18 protein-coding genes and 1 pseudogene are annotated in these 18,984 nt (G+C 73.7%); 10 read left to right on the top strand and 9 right to left on the bottom strand.

What is annotated here, in order from left to right:
* Both ABT354_RS35340 and ABT354_RS35335 read left to right on the top strand, forming a co-directional pair.
* Positions 1 to 417, top strand: a pseudogene (locus tag ABT354_RS35340) (ABC transporter); the annotation flags it as partial.
* Positions 414 to 1,205, top strand: coding sequence for an ABC transporter permease (locus ABT354_RS35335; protein WP_351501583.1), 792 nt, complete (start codon positions 414 to 416; stop codon positions 1,203 to 1,205). The pseudogene ABT354_RS35340 and the gene ABT354_RS35335, both read left to right, overlap by 4 nt.
* A gap of 7 nt (positions 1,206 to 1,212) precedes the next feature.
* Here the strand turns inward: ABT354_RS35335 and ABT354_RS35330 are convergent, their stop codons facing one another.
* A complete protein-coding gene (locus ABT354_RS35330) occupies positions 1,213 to 2,328 on the bottom strand; it encodes a MerR family transcriptional regulator (protein WP_351501581.1) in 1,116 nt (371 codons plus the stop codon).
* A 323-nt stretch (positions 2,329 to 2,651) separates the two neighbouring features.
* The gene (locus tag ABT354_RS35325; RefSeq protein ID WP_351501579.1) at positions 2,652 to 3,050 is read right to left on the bottom strand and encodes a hypothetical protein; all 399 of its coding nucleotides are present in this window, start codon (positions 3,048 to 3,050) and stop codon (positions 2,652 to 2,654) included.
* A gap of 84 nt (positions 3,051 to 3,134) precedes the next feature.
* On the opposite strand from ABT354_RS35325, the gene ABT354_RS35320 reads away from it, so the two are divergent.
* Both ABT354_RS35320 and ABT354_RS35315 read left to right on the top strand, forming a co-directional pair.
* Positions 3,135 to 3,428 (top strand): ArsR/SmtB family transcription factor, encoded by a 294-nt coding sequence (locus tag ABT354_RS35320; protein ID WP_351501577.1) that lies wholly within the window; start codon positions 3,135 to 3,137, stop codon positions 3,426 to 3,428.
* A complete protein-coding gene (locus ABT354_RS35315; protein ID WP_351501575.1) occupies positions 3,425 to 3,811 on the top strand; it encodes a VOC family protein in 387 nt (128 codons plus the stop codon). The genes ABT354_RS35320 and ABT354_RS35315 overlap by 4 nt, the downstream gene beginning before the upstream one ends.
* 229 nt (positions 3,812 to 4,040) lie before the next feature.
* Here ABT354_RS35315 and ABT354_RS35310 read toward each other — a convergent pair whose 3' ends face one another.
* Positions 4,041 to 6,338, bottom strand: coding sequence for a tetratricopeptide repeat protein (locus ABT354_RS35310; RefSeq protein ID WP_351501573.1), 2,298 nt, complete (start codon positions 6,336 to 6,338; stop codon positions 4,041 to 4,043).
* A gap of 471 nt (positions 6,339 to 6,809) precedes the next feature.
* Here ABT354_RS35310 and ABT354_RS35305 point away from each other — a divergent pair, with 471 nt between their 5' ends.
* The 5 genes from ABT354_RS35305 (at position 6,810) to ABT354_RS35285 (ending at position 10,834) form a co-directional block, all read left to right on the top strand.
* Positions 6,810 to 7,217, top strand: a complete 408-nt coding sequence (locus tag ABT354_RS35305; protein WP_351501571.1) for a peptidase inhibitor family I36 protein — start codon at positions 6,810 to 6,812, stop codon at positions 7,215 to 7,217.
* A gap of 98 nt (positions 7,218 to 7,315) precedes the next feature.
* Complete coding sequence (locus ABT354_RS35300) at positions 7,316 to 8,275, top strand: hypothetical protein (protein WP_351501569.1); 960 nt, start codon at positions 7,316 to 7,318, stop codon at positions 8,273 to 8,275.
* A gap of 253 nt (positions 8,276 to 8,528) precedes the next feature.
* On the top strand, positions 8,529 to 9,074 hold the full coding sequence (locus ABT354_RS35295; RefSeq protein ID WP_351501567.1) for a class I SAM-dependent DNA methyltransferase: 546 nt from the start codon (positions 8,529 to 8,531) through the stop codon (positions 9,072 to 9,074).
* Between the two features lie 60 nt (positions 9,075 to 9,134).
* Complete coding sequence (locus ABT354_RS35290) at positions 9,135 to 9,602, top strand: SRPBCC family protein (protein WP_351501565.1); 468 nt, start codon at positions 9,135 to 9,137, stop codon at positions 9,600 to 9,602.
* A gap of 158 nt (positions 9,603 to 9,760) precedes the next feature.
* Positions 9,761 to 10,834, top strand: coding sequence for a DUF5954 family protein (locus ABT354_RS35285; RefSeq protein WP_351501563.1), 1,074 nt, complete (start codon positions 9,761 to 9,763; stop codon positions 10,832 to 10,834).
* Between the two features lie 104 nt (positions 10,835 to 10,938).
* Here the strand turns inward: ABT354_RS35285 and ABT354_RS35280 are convergent, their stop codons facing one another.
* The 6 genes from ABT354_RS35280 to ABT354_RS35255 all read right to left on the bottom strand — a co-directional run bounded on the left by ABT354_RS35280 (position 10,939) and on the right by ABT354_RS35255 (position 15,340).
* Positions 10,939 to 11,958 (bottom strand): alcohol dehydrogenase, encoded by a 1,020-nt coding sequence (locus tag ABT354_RS35280; RefSeq protein ID WP_351501562.1) that lies wholly within the window; start codon positions 11,956 to 11,958, stop codon positions 10,939 to 10,941.
* Positions 11,959 to 12,194: 236 nt separating this feature from the next.
* Entirely contained in the window at positions 12,195 to 12,842 is a 648-nt protein-coding gene (locus ABT354_RS35275) for an isochorismatase family protein (protein WP_351501560.1), read from the bottom strand.
* Positions 12,843 to 12,973: 131 nt separating this feature from the next.
* Positions 12,974 to 13,426, bottom strand: a complete 453-nt coding sequence (locus tag ABT354_RS35270; RefSeq protein ID WP_351501558.1) for a MarR family winged helix-turn-helix transcriptional regulator — start codon at positions 13,424 to 13,426, stop codon at positions 12,974 to 12,976.
* A gap of 166 nt (positions 13,427 to 13,592) precedes the next feature.
* Positions 13,593 to 13,952: a hypothetical protein gene (locus ABT354_RS35265; protein ID WP_351501556.1), complete on the bottom strand. Its 360-nt coding sequence runs from the start codon at positions 13,950 to 13,952 to the stop codon at positions 13,593 to 13,595.
* Positions 13,949 to 14,524 carry an RNA polymerase sigma factor gene (locus ABT354_RS35260; RefSeq protein WP_351501554.1) on the bottom strand — a complete coding sequence of 192 codons (576 nt, stop codon included), beginning with the start codon at positions 14,522 to 14,524 and terminating at the stop codon, positions 13,949 to 13,951. Before ABT354_RS35260 ends, ABT354_RS35265 begins: the two co-directional genes overlap by 4 nt.
* Before the next feature lie 345 nt (positions 14,525 to 14,869).
* Positions 14,870 to 15,340: a hypothetical protein gene (locus tag ABT354_RS35255; RefSeq protein WP_351501552.1), complete on the bottom strand. Its 471-nt coding sequence runs from the start codon at positions 15,338 to 15,340 to the stop codon at positions 14,870 to 14,872.
* Positions 15,341 to 15,673: 333 nt separating this feature from the next.
* On the opposite strand from ABT354_RS35255, the gene ABT354_RS35250 reads away from it, so the two are divergent.
* Positions 15,674 to 18,466: an AAA family ATPase gene (locus ABT354_RS35250; RefSeq protein ID WP_351501550.1), complete on the top strand. Its 2,793-nt coding sequence runs from the start codon at positions 15,674 to 15,676 to the stop codon at positions 18,464 to 18,466.
* Positions 18,467 to 18,984: the final 518 nt, after the last annotated feature.

Below are 18,984 nucleotides of genomic sequence, written 5' to 3'. Positions count from 1 at the left end.
GAACTGGTCTCCGGCGGCGTCACCGTCTTCCTCACCACCCAGTACCTGGAGGAGGCCGACCAGCTCGCCGACCGCATCGCCGTCCTCCACGACGGGAAGATCGCCGCCGAGGGCACCGCCGAGGAGCTGAAGCGGATCGTCCCCGGCGGGCACGTCCGGCTCCGCTTCACCGACCCCGCCGCCTACCGCACCGCCACCGAAACCCTCGGCGAGGCCGCCCACGACGACGAGTCGCTCTCCCTCCGGATCCCCAGCGACGGCAGCCAGCGCGAACTGCGCGCCATCCTCGACTGGCTCGACGCCGCAGGCATCCAGGCCGACGAACTCACCGTCCACACCCCCGACCTCGACGACGTCTTCTTCGCCCTCACCGGCGGCACCGACACCCCCGACCGCACCCAGGAGACCGTCCGATGAGCGCTCTGTCCCTCGCCGTCCGGGACTCGTCCACGATGCTGCGGCGCAATCTGCTGCATGTGCGGCGCTACCCGTCGATGACGCTGAATCTGCTGCTCACACCGATCATTCTGCTGCTGCTCTTCGTCTACATCTTCGGCGATGTGATGAGCGCGGGCATCGGCGGCGGCGGTGCGGACCGCTCCGACTACATCGCCTACCTCGTCCCGGGCCTGCTGATGATGACCATCGGCAGCACGGTGATCGGGGCGGCGGTCTCCGTCTCCATGGACATGACCCAGGGTCTCATCGCCCGCTTCCGGACCATGGCGATCCATCGAAGCTCTCTGCTCATCGGACACGTGGTCGGCAGTGTGCTCCAGGTACTGGCCAGCCTGGCCCTCGTCGGAGTCGTCGCCGTGGCCATCGGCTTCCGCTCCGTCGACGCCACACCCCTGGAGTGGCTCGCGGCCCTGGGAGTGATCGTCCTGTTCGCCCTGGCGCTCACCTGGATCGCGGTCGGGATGGGCATGGCAAGCCCGAACCCCGAGGCGGCGAGCAATATGGCCATGCCGCTGATCCTCCTGCCGCTGATCTCCAGCGCCTTCATCCCGGCCGAGACCATGCCGGGCTGGTTCCGGCCGATCGCCGAGTACCAGCCGTTCACCCCCGCCATCGAGACCCTGCGCGGCCTGCTGCTCGGCACCGAGATCGGCCACCACGGCTGGCTCGCCCTCGCCTGGTGCCTGGGCCTGACCGCACTCGGCTACCGCTGGTCGACGGCGCTCTTCAACCGGGGCCCGAGGTAATCGTGGTTCAGGCCACGAGGAGGCGGAGGCCCAGCTCCGCCGCGTCGAGGCCGACGAGTTCGCGGTTGCGTTCGGGCCAGCGGCCCGAGGCGAGGTCGTCGCGGAGGCCGCTCACCGCCCGCTGCTCGGCCTCCGGGCCGACCCGGGTCCAGACGGACACCCCGCGACGCACCTCTTCGTCCAGATAGGCCTCGGGCCGGCGCCAGTGGGCCTCGAAGAAGCCGTCGGCACAGTCCCAGGGGATCAGCACCGGCTCCATCCGGGCCCCGATCGCGGCGGCCAGCCGGTCCACCGAGGGGCGGCCGGCGACCAGCTCCGCGACCTCGGGCAGATAGTCGCGGGTGAGCCAGAACCGATGACGCCAGCCGGTGTCACCGGCCTCATGGGTGAACACCACCACCCGGCGGGCCACCCGCCGCATCTCGCGCAGCCCGGCGATCGGGTCGTGCCAGTGGTGGACGGTGCTGAAGGCCATCGCGGCGTCGAAGGACCCGTCCTCGAACGGAAGGCTCTCCGCCCTGGCGGCCACACAGGGCGCCGCGTCCGCGGGGCGCTGGGCCCGCATCACCGCCGAGGGTTCCACCGCCGTGACATCGCGGTCCGGGGGCTCGTAGCTGCCGGTGCCGGCCCCGACGTTCAGTACGGTCCGGGCGTCCCCGAGCGCCTCCCAGACCTGCGCGGCGATCCTCGGCTCGGTGCGCCGCGTTGTCGGGTAGGCGGCTCCGATGACCTCGTACAACTGTGGTCCGAGCATCTTCAGTCGCTCCTCCGGTGTCGTCCTGATTCCCCTGGCCCGTGCCTCCAGCTCCCGGTCCATGGCCGTCACCATGGCAGCGGCACGGTCGCGCTGTTCCAGCAGCAGGGCGCGCAGCCGGTGCAGATGCGCGACCGGGTCGGTGGCCGGGTCGTCGACCAGGTCGGCGATCTCACGCAGTCCGAAGCCCAGCCGCCGATAGGCGAGTACCTCCCGCAGCCGCCGTACGTCGTCGGCCGAGTAGGCCCGGTACCCGGCTCCGGTCCGCGCGGACGGCTGCACGAGTCCGATCTCGTCATAGTGATGCAGCGTGCGGACGCTCACACCGGCCAGCCCGGCCACACGTCCCACGGTCAGATGCTCTTCCACACCACCGACCCTGCGGCATCACGCCACGTGAGGGTCAAGCGCCCCACCGACCGGGCGAAGCCGCGGATCCGTGGCAGCCGGGCGGATCCCGGGTGCGGGCTCTGCTAAGGTTGATCTTGTTGCTCGCGCCGGTGAACACCGGTGGCGGGACCGGCGTTGGTGGTCCAAGGAAAGACACCCCACTTCCCGTGGGGGGATGCAGGTGCAAGGCCTGCCCAGCGCTCGACCGGGCCCCGGCCTCCTCAAGGAGACCGGGGCCCACCGCTGTTTCGGGGACCTGTGCGAAGGCACGGCCGGAGGGTGCTGGCCGTGCGGGGCGGGAGCTACGCCTTCTGTTCGTCGGCGACGCGGTCGAGTTCACGCATCGCCTCGGCATGGGCGCTCATCCGGCGACTCAGGCCGCCGCTCACGAAGAGCGCCACTCCGGCGGTCGACACCGGTACGGACAGGGCGAGCAGGGCCAGCGCCTCGGGCCAGTCTCGTTCGGTCAGACAGGCCGCGGCCCGACGGGGGCTCTCGTTCTCGTCGGGCTCGCCCCACAGCCGTGACTCGCACTGGACGGGGTAGCGGTCGAAGGGTTCCTCGTCGACCTCGTACGGGGTGAGCAGCAGCACGGCGCACCAGGTCCACAGCAGCGCCGCCACGGCCAGCAGGGCGATGCCCCAGGTACGTATCCGACCGGCCCGGTAGCGGAAGCTGAAGTCGTACTGACGTGATCGCATGGCGGACGAATCTAGCAGCCGCGAGGGGGTCGGCCGACGGGCTCCGGCTTGATAGGCAAGTCGATGCTTGCCTATGGTGGGGCCATGGCCGATGATGTCTTCAAGGCGCTGGCCGACCCCACCCGCAGACACATCCTCGATGGGCTGGCGGAGCGGGACGGGCAGTCCCTGTTCGAGATATGCGCGCGGCTGGCGACCCGGCACGGTCTGGGCATGTCCCGGCAGGCCGTCAGCCAGCACCTCGCCGTCCTGGAGGCGGCGGGGCTGGTCAGGACCCGGCGCGAGGGCCGCTACAAGTTCCATGACCTGGACACCGAACCGCTTGAGCGCGTCATGACCCGATGGCTCAGGCCCGACGCACCGGAGAGCGCCCCATGAGGATCCATCTGGCCAGTGTCTTCGTCGACGACCAGGACAAGGCGCTGCGCTTCTACACCACGGTCCTGGGCTTCCTGAAGAAGACCGAGGTCCCGATCGGCGAGTACCGCTGGCTCACCGTGGTCTCGCCGGAGGACCCCGACGGCACCGAGCTGGTGCTGGAGCCCGACAGCCACCCCGCGGTGCAGCCGTACAAGACGGCGCTGGTCGCGGACGGCATCCCGGCCACCTCCTTCGCCGTGGACGATGTGCACGCCGAGTTCCGCCGGCTGCGCGGGCTCGGGGTGCGGTTCACCCAGGAGCCGGTGGACATGGGCCCGGTCATCACCGCGGTGCTGGACGACACCTGCGGCAATCTGCTCCAGATCGCCCAGCACACCTGACGTAAATGATCTTTGACTCGCCCTGGGCAGGTCGGTCGCGGTGCGATCCGCCGGCCTGTCCGGCGAGGGCGAGGTTGTGCATGCGGGCGATGCCGAGCAGGGCGTGGTGGAGCAGGGTTCCCGGTGTACCCGTTCCCCCGTGTCCCGGCCCGCCGGGGCCGGGACGCCGGGGCCGTGAGGAGTCCCATGAGCGTGAACGGAGGGTGCGCGGAGGCATATGGGTGGCGCCTCAGTGGCGGGCCCGGTCGAGGTAGCACAGCTCGGCGGCGGCTTCGGTCTGGCGGGGGTGGTGATGAGCGGTGAGGGTACGCAGAGCGGCGGCCAGTACCGTACGGGCTTCGCCGGGGCGGTCGAGATAGCGGAGGAGGCGGCCCAGTTCGAGCTGGACGGGTCCGCTGTGGGCCGGTGAATCCAGGGCCTCGAAAGCGATCAGGGCCTGCCGCAGCGGGGCTTCGGCTTCCTGCCAGCGGCCGAGGGTCATGTAGTCGCTGCCGATGTTCCGCAGGGCGACGGCCTGATACAGGGCGAGCAGATGGGGCGGGAGTCCCGGGTCGTTCTGCCGGCAGATCGTCAGGCAGTCCAGGTGGTGGGCGAGGGCCTCGTCGGCCCGGCCGTGCTGGCGCAGGGCCTCCCCGAGCGTGTTGAGAATGGTCAGTTCGGTGAGCCTGCCACCGTAGGGCGTGGGGTTGTCACGGTGGCAGGTGGCCCAGGCGCGAAGCCGGGCGATGGCCTCGTCCATCCGTCCCAGCCTGCGGAGCGCGCCCGCCCCGTACCCGAGCGCCCAGCCGGTTTGGAGCCGGTCGCCGCAGGCGAGGGCGGTGGAGAGGGCGGCGTCGGCGGCTTCGAGGGCGGCGTGGTGCTGGTGGGTGCAGACATTGTGGGCCCAGGCGAGGTAGTTGAGGTGGGTCGCCTCCTCGCGCGGGCTCCCGAGGGTGCGGGCGGCGTCGACGGCGCACTGGAAGACATCGGCCCACTGGTGCCAGTGGGGGGCGAGGTCGGAGAACCAGTGCATGGCCTCGGCGGCGTCGACGACCTGCCGGTGGCGGCCGGTGGTGTGGGCGTGGCGAAGCGAGGCGAGCCACTGGTCGCGCTCGGCCTCCAGCCACTCACGGGCCCGGTCGCGGCCGGTGGGCGCGGTGGCCGAGTCGGGGTCCCCGGCCGGGGTGCTGTGGTGCTCGGCGTCGAAGTGGCGGGCGGCGGCGGTGGCCCGGGCCAGCATCCAGTCGGCGGTCCCGTCCAGGGCCGATCCACGCACCTCGGGCCCGTCCTCCGCCGCCGTCCGCTCGGCGGCGAACAGTTTGATCAGATCGTGGAAGCGGTATCGCCCGGTGCCGGGAACGGCGTACAGAAGCCCGGCGTCGATCAGCTCGTCCGCGTACCGTACCGCTCGGCCGACGGTCAGGCCGGCCAGCAGGGCGGCGGCCTCGACACTGAAGTCGGGACCGGCGGCCAGCGAGGAGCGGCGCAGCAGGGTCCGGGCGGGGGTGCTCAGATTCCCGTACGAGAGGGCGAAGGCGGCCCGTACTCGGAGGTCTCCGCTGTGGAGGGTGTCCAGCCTTCGTTCCGGTGGGGAGAGCTGGGCCACCAGGGTGCCCAGGTGTTCATCGGGTCGGCTCGCGATCCGCTGGCCGGCGATGCGGACGGCGAGCGGCAGATGCCCGCACAGGTCCACCAGGGTGCGGGCGGCCTGGGCCTCCCGGTCCACCCGCCGGCCGCCGAGGATCCGCCGGAGCAGCGTGACTCCTTCCTCCCTGCGCAGCAGGGGCAGACGGACACGGTCGACCGATTCCAGACCGGCCAGGGCACAGCGGCTGGTGATGAGGGTCAGTGAGGCACCGGCCGAGGGGAGGAGGGGGCGTATCTGGGCCTCGTCCGCGGCGTTGTCGAGCAGGAGCAGGAGGCGGCGGTGCTCGGTCAGCGAGCGCAGCAGGCCCGATCGGTCGTCCGTGGCGACGGGGATGGCCTCATCGCAGACGCCCAGTGCCCGGAGCAGGCGGGTGAGGGCCTCGGCCGCGGTGAGCGGCTCGGGTCCCATGGCGTGGAGGTCAAGTGCGAAGCACCCGTCGGGGAAGTGCTCCCTCAGGCGGTGTGCGGCGTGGACGGCGAAGGACGTCTTGCCCAGGCCGGGCTGTCCCACGATCACCACGATGGGTGGATGGGTGGCATCGGGCCGTTCCACCAGGGCCCGCAGCCGGGCGAGTTCCGGGTCGCGTGCGGTGAAGTCACCGAGGTCCCGGGGCAGGGCCAGCGTGTTGGGGGGTTCGAAGGGTGCCCGTCGCTTCCGGGGGCGGCCGAGGAGCGCCATCTGCTCCAGGTTCCGGGCGGTGGTCCGGTCGAGTCCCAGGGCTGTGGCCAGGGCCTGCACGGTTCGCCGTTGAGGGCCGCGGGTCCGTCCCCGTTCCAGGTCGGCCACGGTTCGGCTGGTCACCCCCGACGCGTTCGCCAGTTCCTCCTGGCTGAGTCCGGCCTCGGTGCGCAGCTCTCGTAACCGGCGTCCGAAGTGGCCCGCCGGTGGACGGGAGGTCATGGGCCACACCTCCCGTGCGGCGCCGTCGGTACGACAGGGGCGGGGGCCGCGTCCACTGCCGGGTGAGGTCGGGGGGTGAGGTGGTGGCGGTCGAGGGAGTGGGGGTTCTCTGCGTCTTTTGTCATGGCGTGGCCACGCTATCGGCAGCAAGGTCATCACCGCAGGGGGCGTTCCGCGTGGCCCGGTGTGTGCGGCTTCCCGAGTGCCCGGGCGCACCGGAGAAAGTACGGTCCGCTACTTCTTCCGGTGAGACCACCTGTTCGCGGGGCGGGCGCCCGCAGTTGAATCGTGGCTGTTCGGTACGGGGGAGAGCCGGTCGGCCACCGGCTCTCCGCGCGGTTCCGCTCCGGGTCCACCGGTACCGGTACGGCTCTCGCGAACAGCCTGGGCAGGGCGCGCCCCTGGTCCAGGTGACCCCGGACTTCCCGGTCCGGCGAGCACATCACCTCCGCCTCATCGAAGGAGTCAACCATGCGCACAACCCTGTCCCGCCGTCTGGCACGCACCGCCACCGCGGGGGCCGCACTGCTGATGATCGCCGGAGCCGGGGCCGCCACCGCGGCGCCGGCCGCCGCGGCCGAGAAGAACGGCGTCCTGGAGGCAGGCGAGCTGGGGCTCTACTACAACAGCAACTTCGGCGGCGGGATCTTCGATCTGGTCAGCTCGGATCCCAACTTCGCCAACGACCGGTTCCCCACCAGCCCGTCGGTCAGCCCGGACAACAACACCGCGTCCTATGACAACCGGGACGTCTACGCCTGGCAGCTGTGCACGGACGCGAACTACACCGGGACCTGTGGCCGGCTTCTCCCTGGTGCGCGGGGCAACTTCAGCGATGTCTACAAGAACAAGGTGACCTCCGCGAGGTGGGTGGCCTGATCCCGCTGTCCGGGCCGCCCACGCGGGCGGCCCGGACTTCCCGGGTCCGAGCGCCCGACTCCCCTTTCTTCCTCAGAACTCAGGACTCAGGAGTCACCATGTCTCTGTTCCCTTCCGGTCGTGTACGGCGGCGTACCGTGATGCCCGGATGCGCCGCCGTCGCCCTGGCCGTGCTGGTCGGCTGCGCCGGCGGGTCCGGTGGGTCCGGTGGGTCCGGTGGGTCGGCGTCGACCGGTCAGAAGCAGGGCGGCGAGCCCTCTCTGGGCCGGATTCCCGTGGTCGTGGCCGGGCACGGGCTGAAGCTGCCGCTGGACGAGTACCTCCTCGACGACCAGCAGATGCGGAGACTGAACCAGGTCCGGGCCGACGCCATCGACCGCTGCACCCGGGACTTCGGCTTCCGCTACCGTCCACCCGGACCGCCGCGCCGGGAGACCGGCCCGCGGTCGTCCACCGACCGGCGCTACGGCATCACCGACGCCGCCCTCGCGGCACAGGACGGCTACGGCCTGGGCGCCCGCGACCCCGCCCGCCTGCCCCCGCCCGAACGGCCCGGCTTCAGCCGGCAGCAGGAGACCGTGATCTTCGGTACCGGCCGCACCCGCGTCCGGGGCCGCGAGGTGCCCGAGGGCGGCTGCGCCGGGTACGCGGACACCGACCTCGGACTTGTCCGCCGGGGCGGACCGGATCTCAATCTGCCGCTGCGTCTCTCCAGCGACGCCTTCGAGGCGTCCCGGAAGGACTCACGCACCCGTGAGGTGTTCGCCCGCTGGTCGCAGTGCATGGCCGCCGCGGGATTGGAGTACCGGGACCCGCTGGTCCCGCCCGGCGACCCCCAGCTCCGTGACGCGCCGAAGAAGGAGGCCGTCCGGACCGCCCTCCAGGACATCGCCTGCAAGAAGCGCACCAACCTCACCGGGATGTGGTTCGCCGTCGAGACCGCGTACCAGAGGCGGACCGTCGACCGGCACCGGACGGAGCTGGAGTCCGTACGGCGGACCCTCGCGAAGGCCCTGCGGGGCACGACCGGCACGCATAAGCCCGCCGGACCGGACTGACCGCTCCCCTCCGGCCGGTCGGCCGGATCGGCCGGTGTCCCGCTCGTCCACGGAGGCGCGGACGGGGCCGGCGCCCACCGTGACGAGGCGCCCATGAGCACCCTCGCCCGGCCGGCTTGTCCGGGGCCGGCACCGCACCCGCCTGTGGTCTGCGCGCTGATCCAAACGAAACTGCCCAGGGTCTCCGGGGGGGGGACCCTCTGGGAACCCTCCCGCGAGCGGGCGGGCGGGTCGGCTGTGTCAGGCTGGCCGCATGATGTGGAACGGTGACGACTACCAGGCCCGGTTCGACCGCATCGCCGCAGACGGCGGGGATGTCCACGGCGAGGCGGAGCTGGTGCGCTCGTTCGGGCCCGCCACCGTGCTGGACGCGGGCTGCGGCACCGGGCGGGTGGCCATCGAGCTGGCCCGCCACGGTGTGGCCGTGACCGGTGTCGACATCGACGCCTCGATGCTGGACACCGCGCGGCGGCTGGCGCCGGACATCAGCTGGCACCGGCAGGACCTCGTCGGTCTCGATCTGGGGCGCTCCTTCGATGTGGTGGTGATGGCGGGCAATGTCCCGCTGTTCACCCCACCCGGTACGGAAGCGGCCCTGGTGGCGGGTGTGGCGGGACATGTCCGGCCGGACGGCGGCCGGCTGGTCGCGGGGTTCTCCCTGGACCGGGGGTACACCCTGGACGACTACGACACCCACTGCGGGGCGGCGGGGCTCGTCCTGGAGGCCAGATACGCCACCTGGTCGCGCGACCCGTACACCGGTGGGGAGTACGCGGTCTCGGTGCACCGCAAGCCCTGACCACCGGTACGGGGCCTTCCGTACCGGACGACAGGACCGTACCGGCCCTAGAATCCGGGCATGGGCAGGACCGACCGCGCCGACAGGCTGATCGCCGCACCACCCCCGGTGGTCTACGGTGCCCTCCTCAGCCGGGAGTCGCTGGAGAGCTGGCTGCCGCCGGACGGCATGCGGGGGCGGATCGAGCGATGGGATCCCCGGCCCGGTGGCGGGTTCCGGATGATCCTCACCCATCTCGACCCCACCGGCGGCCCCGGCAAGTCGTCCGACACCACGGATGTGGTCGATGTCGGCTTCGCCGAGCTGGTGCCGTCGGAACGCGTGGTCCAGCGGGCGGTGTTCGTCTCCGACGACCCGGCGTTCGCGGGCACCATGACGATGACCTGGGCGCTCGCCCCCGTCGGTACGGGGACCGAGGTCACCGTCACCGCCACGGATGTCCCGCCCGGCATCGACCGGGCGGACCACGAGGCCGGGATCGCCTCCTCGCTGGCCCAGCTGGCGGCATACGTCGAGACACCCCGCTGACGCCCGGACCCCCGTACCGCACCCGAGGGGCACCTGACACCCGTACCGCACCCGCGAAATCCGCTCCTGAGCGTGTGGTCCGCGCCACTTGTGGCCCCCGAGTGGCGCGGAATCGGGAACCCACCACGGCGGCGTCGCGCGGTCGCCAGGATGGGGGCATGGACCGTGAGGATGTGGGGCCGCGCCGGGCGCGGCCGATGCTGGTACGGGTGCCGGTGGAGCCGGTGGAGGCCGCGATGGAGGCGGACGCGGCCGACGCCGCCGCCCGCGTGGACGAGCTGGCGGTGCGCGGCCCGCTGTTCGGGGTGGCCGCGCAGGGCGACGGGGACGGGAACCGCTGGCGGGTGGTGTCCCCGGTGACGTCCGGCTGTCCGCAGCTGGCACGGAACTGTCTGAACTCGCTGTTGTGGTTCCGCGCGAAGGACGGGGCCCGGGACCGGGAGGAGCGGCGCGCCCTGCTGGCGGCGGTCGCCCTGATGGAGACCGAGCGGGTGGACGAGCTGGCGGTGGCGGGGGTCCGCTACCGGGTCGTCCGCGCCGAGGAGTACGCGGGAACGGGCCCCGACGGTCTGGAGCCGCCCCGGCCGACCGACCCGGAGCCGCTCGTCCCCGAGTGGAGCCGGGGCAAGCGGGGGCCGGGGATCGACGACGGCCTGGTCCTGGACCCGGACGCGCCGGTCCCCCCGACCCAGGCGGCGGAGCAGCTGGCCCTGCGCGATCTGTGCTACACCGCCGCCCTGTTCGCCGAGGACGCCGTCAGGGACTCGCGCCGGGCGCTGGACACCCACCCGGACGTCCTGCTGCTGCCCGCGACCTTCACGGTGGTGGAGCAGACGGATTTTGGGTGGAAGCCGGTCAGCGGTCCGCACATCAGCCCGCACGCCGCCCGCAGATCGCTGAACTTCGCGCTGACCTGGGCGTGGCCCCGGATGCACGGGCTGATCTCCATCGACGCGGAGACGATGGCCGACGCGCGGGCGCTGCTCGCCGAGGGCGGTGAGGCGGTCCCGGAGCTGATCGAGTACGCGGCGGCCGCCGACCGGCTGCGCGCCGGGCGGGTCAACCGGGTCGAGTTCCAGGGCTCCTGGTACCAGGTCGGGCGCACCCGCCGGCTGGTGCGCTGGGGTCCGGACGGGCCGGAGGGGCCGCGTCCGACCGATGCCAACAGTCAGGAGCCCGAGCGGATCCGCCCGCCGCTGGACGAGGACGGCCACATCCTGTCGGAGGACTGAGCCCCGGCGGCCGGTGACCGGAGGCCGGAGGCCGGTGACCAGTGGTCGGCGGTCGGCGGTCCGGCCTGCGGCGCGGGGCAGCGGCGCGGGGCAGCCGTCGGTCGTCAGCGGTCGGTGGTCAGCACCATCCGGAAGCGGGCGGCGCCGTCGCGCATACGCTGGAAGGCGGCACCCGCCTCCGCCAACGGGACCGTCTCCACCATCGGGCGCACCCCGCTCCGGGCGGTGAAGGCCATGGTCTCCTCGACATCGCGGGCCGTGCCGGAGGGATGGCCGCGGATGCTCCGGGCGCCCGTGATCAGCTGGAGCGGGGTGACGTCGAGCGGGTCGGGGGAGGCGCCGATCACGACGAGTTCGCCCCGGGGGGTGAGGCCGTCGACCGTCCGGGACATCGCGTCGGAGCTGGCGGCGGTGGCCAGCACGACCTTCGCGCCGCCGAGGTCGCGCAGGGCGTCCGCCACGGTGACGGCGGTGGAGTCGAGATAGTGGCGGGCGCCGAGGCGCAGCGCCAGTTCCTCCTTGTCGGCGCCGCGGGCGATGGCGACGGTGTCGAAGCCGAAGGCGGCGGCGTACTGGACCCCGAGATGGCCGAGGCCGCCGAGGCCGAGTACGGCGACCAGGTCGCCGGGGCGGGCGGCGCTGTGCCGCAGCGCGTTGAAGACGGTCACGCCCGCACAGCCGAGCGGTGCCGCCTCGGTGGCGGAGAGCCCGTCCGGAATCCGGGCGAGCGCGCCGGCCGGGGCGACCATGGCCTCGGCGAAGCCGCCCGGGTAGGCCCAGCCGGGCACCTGGAGGAAGGCGCAGGTGATGAAGTCGCCCGTACGGCAGGAGCGGCAGTGGCCGCAGTTCCCGCCGAACCAGCCGACCGCGACCCGGTCGCCGGGGCTCCAGCCGGTGACCCCTTCGCCGAGTGCGTCGATCCGGCCCGCCACCTCATGGCCGGGGACCAGCGGAAAGCTCAGCCCGGGGAGGGCGTTGTCCACGAAGAAGGCGTCGCTGTGGCAGATCCCGCACGCCTCGACCGCGATCCGGACCTGTCCCCGCCCGGGTCGGGGCACTTCCCGTTCGACCAGCCGGAACGCTCCGCCCGGGGTGCTCACCTCGGCGACACGCATGGAGCTCAAGGGGTCTCCTCACCTCCGTACCGCACACGGCCCGTACCGCACACGCCCGGTGCCGCACCTGGCCCCCGTACCGCACATGGCCCGTACCGTACCCGGCCCGCCGCGTCCCGCCCCGGCGCACCGCCCGGCGCGGCGGGGCGTCACACCCGCCCGGCGGAGGCCGGGGCCCGGCGGGGACGGCGGGGTGGGACCACCTCGCCGCCGTCACCGCCGGGTCGCCGGTCGTCGGCCCGGGGTCAGCCGTTGGCGCCGCTGGCGGCGGCGTGGCTGGCGCTCACCGCGCCGTAGAACGGCATGGCCAGGCTGCTGAAGATGTCGGCGGTGCCGGGGCCGCCGGGGTTCTTCCAGTCGCGCAGCAGCTCGGAGATGACACCGACGGTGCTGTTGAGGGTGGCACCGGCGTTCTGGAGGCGCAGCAGGGAGGTCTCACGGGCCAGCTTGTTGGTGGTGCCCGACGCGTCGAACACGGCGTGGACCTGGTAGCCGCGGCCGAGTGCGGAGAGGGAGGCGAACATCAGGCAGACATCGGTGATGACACCCGCGATGACCAGGTTGGGACGGTTCATGGCGCGGACGGCCTCGTCGAAGCGCGGGTCGTCGAAGGCGTCGACCTCACCGCTGCGGTGGATGATCGGCGCGCCCTGGGGCAGCTCGGCGACCAGCTCCGGGAGGAGCGGGCCGTTGGGGCCCTGCGGGGCGGAGGTGGTGGCCACGATGGGGAGGCCGAAGACCTTGGCGGTACGGGCGAGGGCCTGGGCGTTGCGGCGGACCTCGTTCTGGTCGTGGTCCTGGACGCCCATGAGAAGCCCGGTCTGGTGGTCGACCAGCAGGATCCCGGTGTTCTCGGGGGTGAGGCGGTGGGTGAGGTAGCTGTTGTCGCTCATGTTCCCGCGTTCCTTGGATGGGGGCCGCCGGAGCGGCCTGTCCGATGTGCACTTTGTTGCGTGCGCATTCATCCAAACAGACGGAAGGGGGTGCCCATTCCACCCGGATCGGAAATCGTGGGTGACCTACGTCACCGTGGCGTGTCGCACTGCTCGCCGCCGTCCTCCACGGCGAGCCGTCCGAGCAGCGCGTGGAGCGCCCTCAGCTCCTCGTCCCCGAGCCGGGCGGTGAAGTTCTCCTCGACCACCTCGGCATTGGTCCGCACGGCCGCCCTCAGCAGGGTGCGCCCCTCGTCGGTGAGGAGGACGAGCGCGCCGCGCTGATCCTCCGCGACCGGGGTACGGGTCACCAGGCCGCGCCGGGCCAGCCGGTCGCACATCCGGCTGACGGCGCTCTGGGTCAGCACCGTACGCCTGCCGAGATCCTTGAGCCGTACCCCGTCCAGGGGAATGTTCACCAGCGTGTCGAACTCGCTCACCGACAGCCGGTGGCGCTCGTCGAGGGCGCGTGCGATCTCCGTCAGCACCCGCTGATGGATCTCCATGTACGACCGCCACACGCCGACCTTGAACGCTCGGGACATGACCGGTCCGCTTTCCGGCATCTGCTCTCCTCATACCGATGAACGAGCACCATTCTCCGGTACGGGTCGCTACCCGCCCATCCGGGGAGGGGCCCGCCACGCCCGGGGCCCCTCCGCCGCGAACGATCCCGAACGATCCCGAACGATCCGCCGGGCCCTCTCCCCCCTAACGATCGGCGGGGGCGGCGGGCGGGGCCGTGGTGATCCGGCAGCCGTCCTCGGTGCAGGATCTCCGCAGCCGCCCCCGGGACACCGTCTGCGCCAGCCCGATGGCCCAGCACATCGGGCAGCCGCGCAGCACGAGCAGCCCCAGGGGCGCCAGCAGCAAGGAGACCGGGCCCACCGCCGGGAGCAGGGCCACCGAGCCGGCCAGCGCCCCGAAGCCGACGGCGCCGCGCGCCAGGTGCACCGGGACGGAGCGGCTGGCGAACTCACCCGCCGAGGACTTCCCCGCCGAGGGCTTCCCCGCCGAGGGCTCCCCCACCGAGGGCTTCCCCGGCGGGGCGGTCATCGGCGGGCCGGTCATCGGCGCTCCCCGGGACCGCCGTCGCCGAGGGGGTCGGCGAGGGCGCCTCGGACCGTGGCCCGCGCCCGGTGCAGCCGGGACTTCATCGCCGCGGTGGACAGCCCCAGCGCCTCGGCGGTCGTCCGCCCGCTGCGCCCCTGGATGTCCCGCATGATGAGCACCCGGCGCTGGTCGTCGGGGAGGGCCAGGATGGCGTCCACCACCCACTGGGCCTCCAGCCGCGCCAGCGCGCGCTCCTCGGCGGAGGGGAGTCCGGCGCCCGGGGCATCGCCGGTGTCGGCCCCGGCACTCCGATGGGACGCGGCGCGCATCCGGCGCAGGCACTCATTGCGGACGATACGGAACATCCACGAGGCGAGCGCGCCCGAGGCCCGCAGCATGCCGATCCTCCGGTAGAGAACGATGAGCGCCTCCTGGGCCGCGTCCTCGGCGTCCTCGGGCGAGGCGCACAGGGAGTGGGCGAAGCGGCGTACATGCGGATGGGAGCCCTGGACCAGGGCGGTCGTCGCCTCGGCGTCGCCCTGCTGGGCCGCCCGCACCAGGGCGTCGCCGGGCCATGCGGTGTCAGCCACGGCGGCGCCCCCGGGCGCGCAGCAGGACGACCGTACACAGGCAGAGCAGTACGGCTCCCGCCGTCAGGGAAGCGACGAGCATGGGTACCTCCGGTGTTCCGTGCCGGCCGGGTCGCCGTCACACACATAAGAGGCGGGGGCCGCCCGAAAGGATTCTGGCAGCTTCCGAGAGGCGTCGGCCGGGAGTCGTGACAGCACAGCGACCGAAGCGACCCTGCCCCGCGCATGGCACGACCAGACCGCCCGTACCCCCGTACCCCCGTACCCCGGAACCGGATGAGCCAGGGGCAGCCGCGGCCACCCCTGGCATCCTCGTGCGTCTTCCCGCATGTTCCGGTGAGGCGATCAGACCACCGGGAGCACCCGGTAGGTCAGGGTGTAGCTGTAGTCGGTCCCCTTGATGATCCTGGCTATGTTGGTGGCGTTGACGCGGGTGTCGTTCAGCTCGAACACACCCAGCTTGTCGTCCGGGTCGATGACATCGGGGTCCTGCTCCCAGAGTTCCACGGGCAGGACGGTGCCGCCCTCGAAGAGGAAGCGCCAGGGGTCGACCTGCGAGTAGTCGAGGACCTGGCGTTCACGGCAGACCGAGGTGGGCACCGCGACACCGCCGTCGACCTTGAGGTACAGCTCGTCCTCGCCGCTCTCGGAGATGTTGTTGCAGCGCAGGGTCAGCAGCTGGACCGTGTACCACTCCCCCGGCACCAGCCGGTCGGACCCGGCGGACGCGGCCGAGGCCGCCGGGACGCTCAGCGCCAGCGCGGTGCCGAGAGCGGCGGTGGCGGTGGCGAGTCTGCGGAATGTGGGCGTGCGCATGGGTTTCCTTCCCTGGACGGACGGGCTCAGCCGTCCTGTCGGTGTGATGTGGCCGGATGCGACCGGCGACCGGGCGGTCGGGGAGCCGCGCCGGGCCGGTCGTTTCCGGTGCCGCCACCTTCCCCCCGGCGGCGGGGGAGCCGACAGAGCAGTCCATTGCTCCAATGCCGGTACCCGGCTGCTCCATCGCGGATCCACTGCTCCACCGCCGATGCGACAGGGCGCGCCGCCGTGCCTCGTACGCCCACTGCTGTCACGCTGCGGGTCGGTGCGCGGGCGGAGGGGACGGCCGGGGGGCCGGACCCGTACCACCGAGGGGATCGGGGGACACGGATGCCGGGAACGATCACGGAAGCGGGAACGGGAACGGGAACAACCGCAGGAGCAATCGCGGGCGCGGCGGGCGGCGGTGAAGGGGGTACCGGCGACCGGGTAAGAGGCCGGCCGGCCGGTGACGCGGCCCTGGCACGGCTGCCGTTCACCGGTCGGCAGGCCGCGCTCGACGGGCTCGCGGACGCGCTCCGCCGCCCCTCCTGCCGGGCCGTGCTGATCACCGGCGCCCCCGGCGTCGGCAAGAGCCGGCTCGCCGAGGAGTTCCTCACCCGCTCCGCCGGGGCGGGCGGCCGGCGCGCCTTCCGGGTCCGGGCGACCGAGGCGGCCCGCGCGCTGCCGCTCTCCGCCTTCGCCCCGCTGCTCCCGTACGACGCCCTGATCGGCGACCCGGCCGCGTTCTTCGCCGAGGCCAGGCGGCGGGCGGCGGCCCAGCGCGCGGCGAGCGGGCCCGCGCTGCTCGTCGTCGACGATGTCCAGCTGCTCGACCCGGCCTCGCTCGCCCTGCTGGCCCTGCTCCTCGCCGACGGTACGGTCTTCCTCACCGCGACCCTGCACGACCGCGCCCGGTGGCCGGACGCCCTCCGGTCGCTGTGGCGGGAGGACGCCCTGCTGCGGCTGGAACTGCCCCCGCTGACCGCCGAGGAGACGGCCGCGCTGCTCACCCGGGCGCTCGGCGGGCCGGTCGCGCTGTGGACCGCCCGGTCGCTGTGGGCGGCCTCGCAGGGCAACGCGCTGATGCTGCGGGAGCTGCTGCGGGGTGCCCTCGCGGACGGGAATCTGCGCGAGGCCCGGGGTGTGTGGTGTCTGGTACGGGCGCTGCCCGCGCGGATGCCCGGGTGCTGGTCCGACAGCTGGTCCGACGCCCGCCTCGACGGGCTGCCGCCGCTCCACCGCTCACTGCTGGAACTCCTCGCGGTGTGCGGGCCCGTCGGGCTGCGCGACGGGCTGGCCCACGCGGGTCCCGCCGTCCTCGCCGAGCTGGAGGAGCGCGGTCTGGTGATCTGCCGCGCGGAGGGCCGCCGGGAGCTGCTGACGCTGGCGCACCCGCCGCACGCCGTGGTGCTGCGCTCCGGGCTGAGCAGGCTGCGCGCCCGGACCCTGCTGCTCGACCAGGTCGAACGGGTACGGGGGTACGGGTCGCGGCGCGCGGCGGACGGACCGGCGGTGGCCCGCTGGGAGCTGGAGGCGACCGGGACCGCCGACCCGGAGCTGCTGGTACGGGCGGCCGAACGGGCGCTGGCCGAGGACGATGTGGACACCATGTGCGCGCTGGCCCGGGCGGCGCTGGCCCATGGGCCCCATCCGCGTGCGGCGCTGATGCTCGGTGAGGCCCTGGGGCAGCGCGGGGAGTTCCGGGAGGGTCTCGCGGTCCTGGAGGAGGCGTTCGCGGCGGCGGATCCCGGGGAGGCCGTACCGCTCGCCGTCACCCTGGCCGTGCACCACTTCTACGGGCCGGGGAACGCCACGCGGGCGCTGGCCGTGCTGGGCGACGCGGCCGCTCGGCGTCCGGGGCCGTCGGCGGTGCTCGCGGGCTGGGAGGCGACGCTGCTGACGGCCGCCGGGGAACCAGACCGGGCCCGTACGGCGCTGGCCCCCTGGCTCGCGGAGGCCGAGGCTCCGCCCCGTACCCCCGCCGGGGTACTGCTGCTCCAGGCCCGGCTGCGGATCGAACTCGCCACCGGGGCCGCCGAGGACGCCGTCACCACCGGCCGGGCGGTCTGCGCCGCGCACCGGGCGGTCACCGAGCGGACCGAGGTGTTCTATCCCGGGCGCAGCGCCTATCTGCTGGCGCTGGCGCTCCTCGACGCGGGGCGGCTGGACGAGGCGGAGCGGTGTGCGCGGGAGGGGCTCGACGATCTGCTCAGGTCGCCCGTACCCGCGCTGGTCAGCTGGTTCGGCTGGGTGCAGGGGCAGATCGCGCTGGCGCGCGGGCGGCCCGCCGAGGCGGCGGAGCTGTTCCGGGAGGCCCGTGCCCAGACGCATCTGTGCGGACACCGGTACGCGGAGCAGCGCGCGCTGGCGGGACTGGTGCTGGCGGGGGCGTACCGGGGCCGCCCGGGGCCCGAGGCGGCGGAGCTGGCGGCGGTCGCGAACGGCCCGGAGGGTCCCCTGCGGCAGGCCGACACCCTGCGCGCGCACGCCTGGGCGCTGCGCTGCGGGGGCGGCCGGGACGCGGCGGCGGGGGTACTGCGCGAGGCGGTGGCCGGGTGTCTGGCGCGGGGCGAGTCGGCGGCGGCGCTGACGCTCCTCTTCGATCTGGTGCGGTGGGGCGACCGGCGGGCCGCCCAGGAGCTGGTGGCGAGGGCGGGTACGGCCCAGGGGGCGGTGGCGGCGGCCCGTACCGCGCATGCGCTCGCCGTGGCCTGCGGGGATCCCCGGGCGCTGACGGCGGCGGCGGATGGCTGGTCGGCCCTGGGCGCGCCGGTCCAGGCGGCCGAGGCGCTGGCGCTGGCGGCGGGGTGGTGGCGGCGTACCCCGGGCCCGGCCGGGGAGTCGGCCGCCCGCCGCGCCGCCGCCCGCGCCCGGCTGCTCGCCGAGGGGTGCGAGGGGGTGTCGACGCCCGCGCTGGCCGCGCTCGGGGACACGTCCTCGCCGGTCCATGCGGCGCTGACCGCCCGGGAGCACGAGATCGCCCGGCTGGCGGCGCAGGGGCGGACGAGCCGTGAGATCGCGGTGTGCTGCGGCCTGTCGGTCCGTACGGTCGACAACGCCCTGGGCCGCGCCTACCGCAAGCTGGGCGTCGACGGCCGATCGGCCCTGCGGGAGGTGCTGCCCGTACCCCCCGGCCCATGACACCTGCCCCCACCGGCCCCCGCTTGGTCCCGCCCGGCCGAAGAGACCCCGACACAGCCGCCCGTACCCCCGGGATGGGAACGGTGGGCGCGGCCCGGTGGGGCGGAGATCCGCACCCCAGAGACAGACCCCCACCGACCCCCGGCCCGGTGCTGTGGCCGGAAGGGTTCACCGGGCCGCGACGCCGGCACGGCCTCCCCCTGGGCCCAGCGGCCCGGGTGGTTCCCCCAACTGGGCCCAGCGGCCGGCGAGGTGCCGCCACGCAGGGGCCTGGGCCCGGGAGGTGCCCCGTCCCTGGGCCCAGCGGCCCGGGGACAGACCTCGCGCTGGGCCCGAAGGGGCCTGGGACGCCCCATCGCACGGATGCCGCCTGCCCACGGCGAACCGCACCAGCCGGGCGCCGAAGGCGGAGGGGCCTCCGGGGCGCAGCCGCCCGTACCGTAGGACCTCCCGGACCGGGGTACGGGGCCCGGTGGACCGGGCCGGAGGGTCATCCGGGTCGGGCCCGGGGGCCCGGG

The sequence above is a fragment of the Streptomyces sp. NPDC000594 genome, from assembly GCF_040299965.1.
Classification (GTDB): Bacteria; Actinomycetota; Actinomycetes; order Streptomycetales; family Streptomycetaceae; genus Streptomyces.
The sequence above is the reverse complement of the archived record's forward strand: the minus strand, read 5'-3'. Positions and strand labels throughout refer to the sequence as shown.

What these genes read in the sequence shown, in the direction of transcription:
- ABT354_RS35255 (WP_351501552.1), bottom strand. Translation starts at nt 15,340, where the DNA reads ATGCGCACGCCCACATTCCGCAGACTCGCCACCGCCACCGCCGCTCTC.
- ABT354_RS35335 (WP_351501583.1), top strand. Translation starts at nt 414, where the DNA reads ATGAGCGCTCTGTCCCTCGCCGTCCGGGACTCGTCCACGATGCTGCGG.
- ABT354_RS35325 (WP_351501579.1), bottom strand. Translation starts at nt 3,050, where the DNA reads ATGCGATCACGTCAGTACGACTTCAGCTTCCGCTACCGGGCCGGTCGG.
- ABT354_RS35315 (WP_351501575.1), top strand. Translation starts at nt 3,425, where the DNA reads ATGAGGATCCATCTGGCCAGTGTCTTCGTCGACGACCAGGACAAGGCG.
- ABT354_RS35270 (WP_351501558.1), bottom strand. Translation starts at nt 13,426, where the DNA reads ATGTCCCGAGCGTTCAAGGTCGGCGTGTGGCGGTCGTACATGGAGATC.
- ABT354_RS35285 (WP_351501563.1), top strand. Translation starts at nt 9,761, where the DNA reads ATGGACCGTGAGGATGTGGGGCCGCGCCGGGCGCGGCCGATGCTGGTA.
- ABT354_RS35310 (WP_351501573.1), bottom strand. Translation starts at nt 6,338, where the DNA reads ATGACCTCCCGTCCACCGGCGGGCCACTTCGGACGCCGGTTACGAGAG.
- ABT354_RS35250 (WP_351501550.1), top strand. Translation starts at nt 15,674, where the DNA reads ATGCCGGGAACGATCACGGAAGCGGGAACGGGAACGGGAACAACCGCA.
- ABT354_RS35265 (WP_351501556.1), bottom strand. Translation starts at nt 13,952, where the DNA reads ATGACCGGCCCGCCGATGACCGCCCCGCCGGGGAAGCCCTCGGTGGGG.
- ABT354_RS35290 (WP_351501565.1), top strand. Translation starts at nt 9,135, where the DNA reads ATGGGCAGGACCGACCGCGCCGACAGGCTGATCGCCGCACCACCCCCG.
- ABT354_RS35300 (WP_351501569.1), top strand. Translation starts at nt 7,316, where the DNA reads ATGTCTCTGTTCCCTTCCGGTCGTGTACGGCGGCGTACCGTGATGCCC.
- ABT354_RS35305 (WP_351501571.1), top strand. Translation starts at nt 6,810, where the DNA reads ATGCGCACAACCCTGTCCCGCCGTCTGGCACGCACCGCCACCGCGGGG.
- ABT354_RS35295 (WP_351501567.1), top strand. Translation starts at nt 8,529, where the DNA reads ATGATGTGGAACGGTGACGACTACCAGGCCCGGTTCGACCGCATCGCC.
- ABT354_RS35275 (WP_351501560.1), bottom strand. Translation starts at nt 12,842, where the DNA reads ATGAGCGACAACAGCTACCTCACCCACCGCCTCACCCCCGAGAACACC.
- ABT354_RS35320 (WP_351501577.1), top strand. Translation starts at nt 3,135, where the DNA reads ATGGCCGATGATGTCTTCAAGGCGCTGGCCGACCCCACCCGCAGACAC.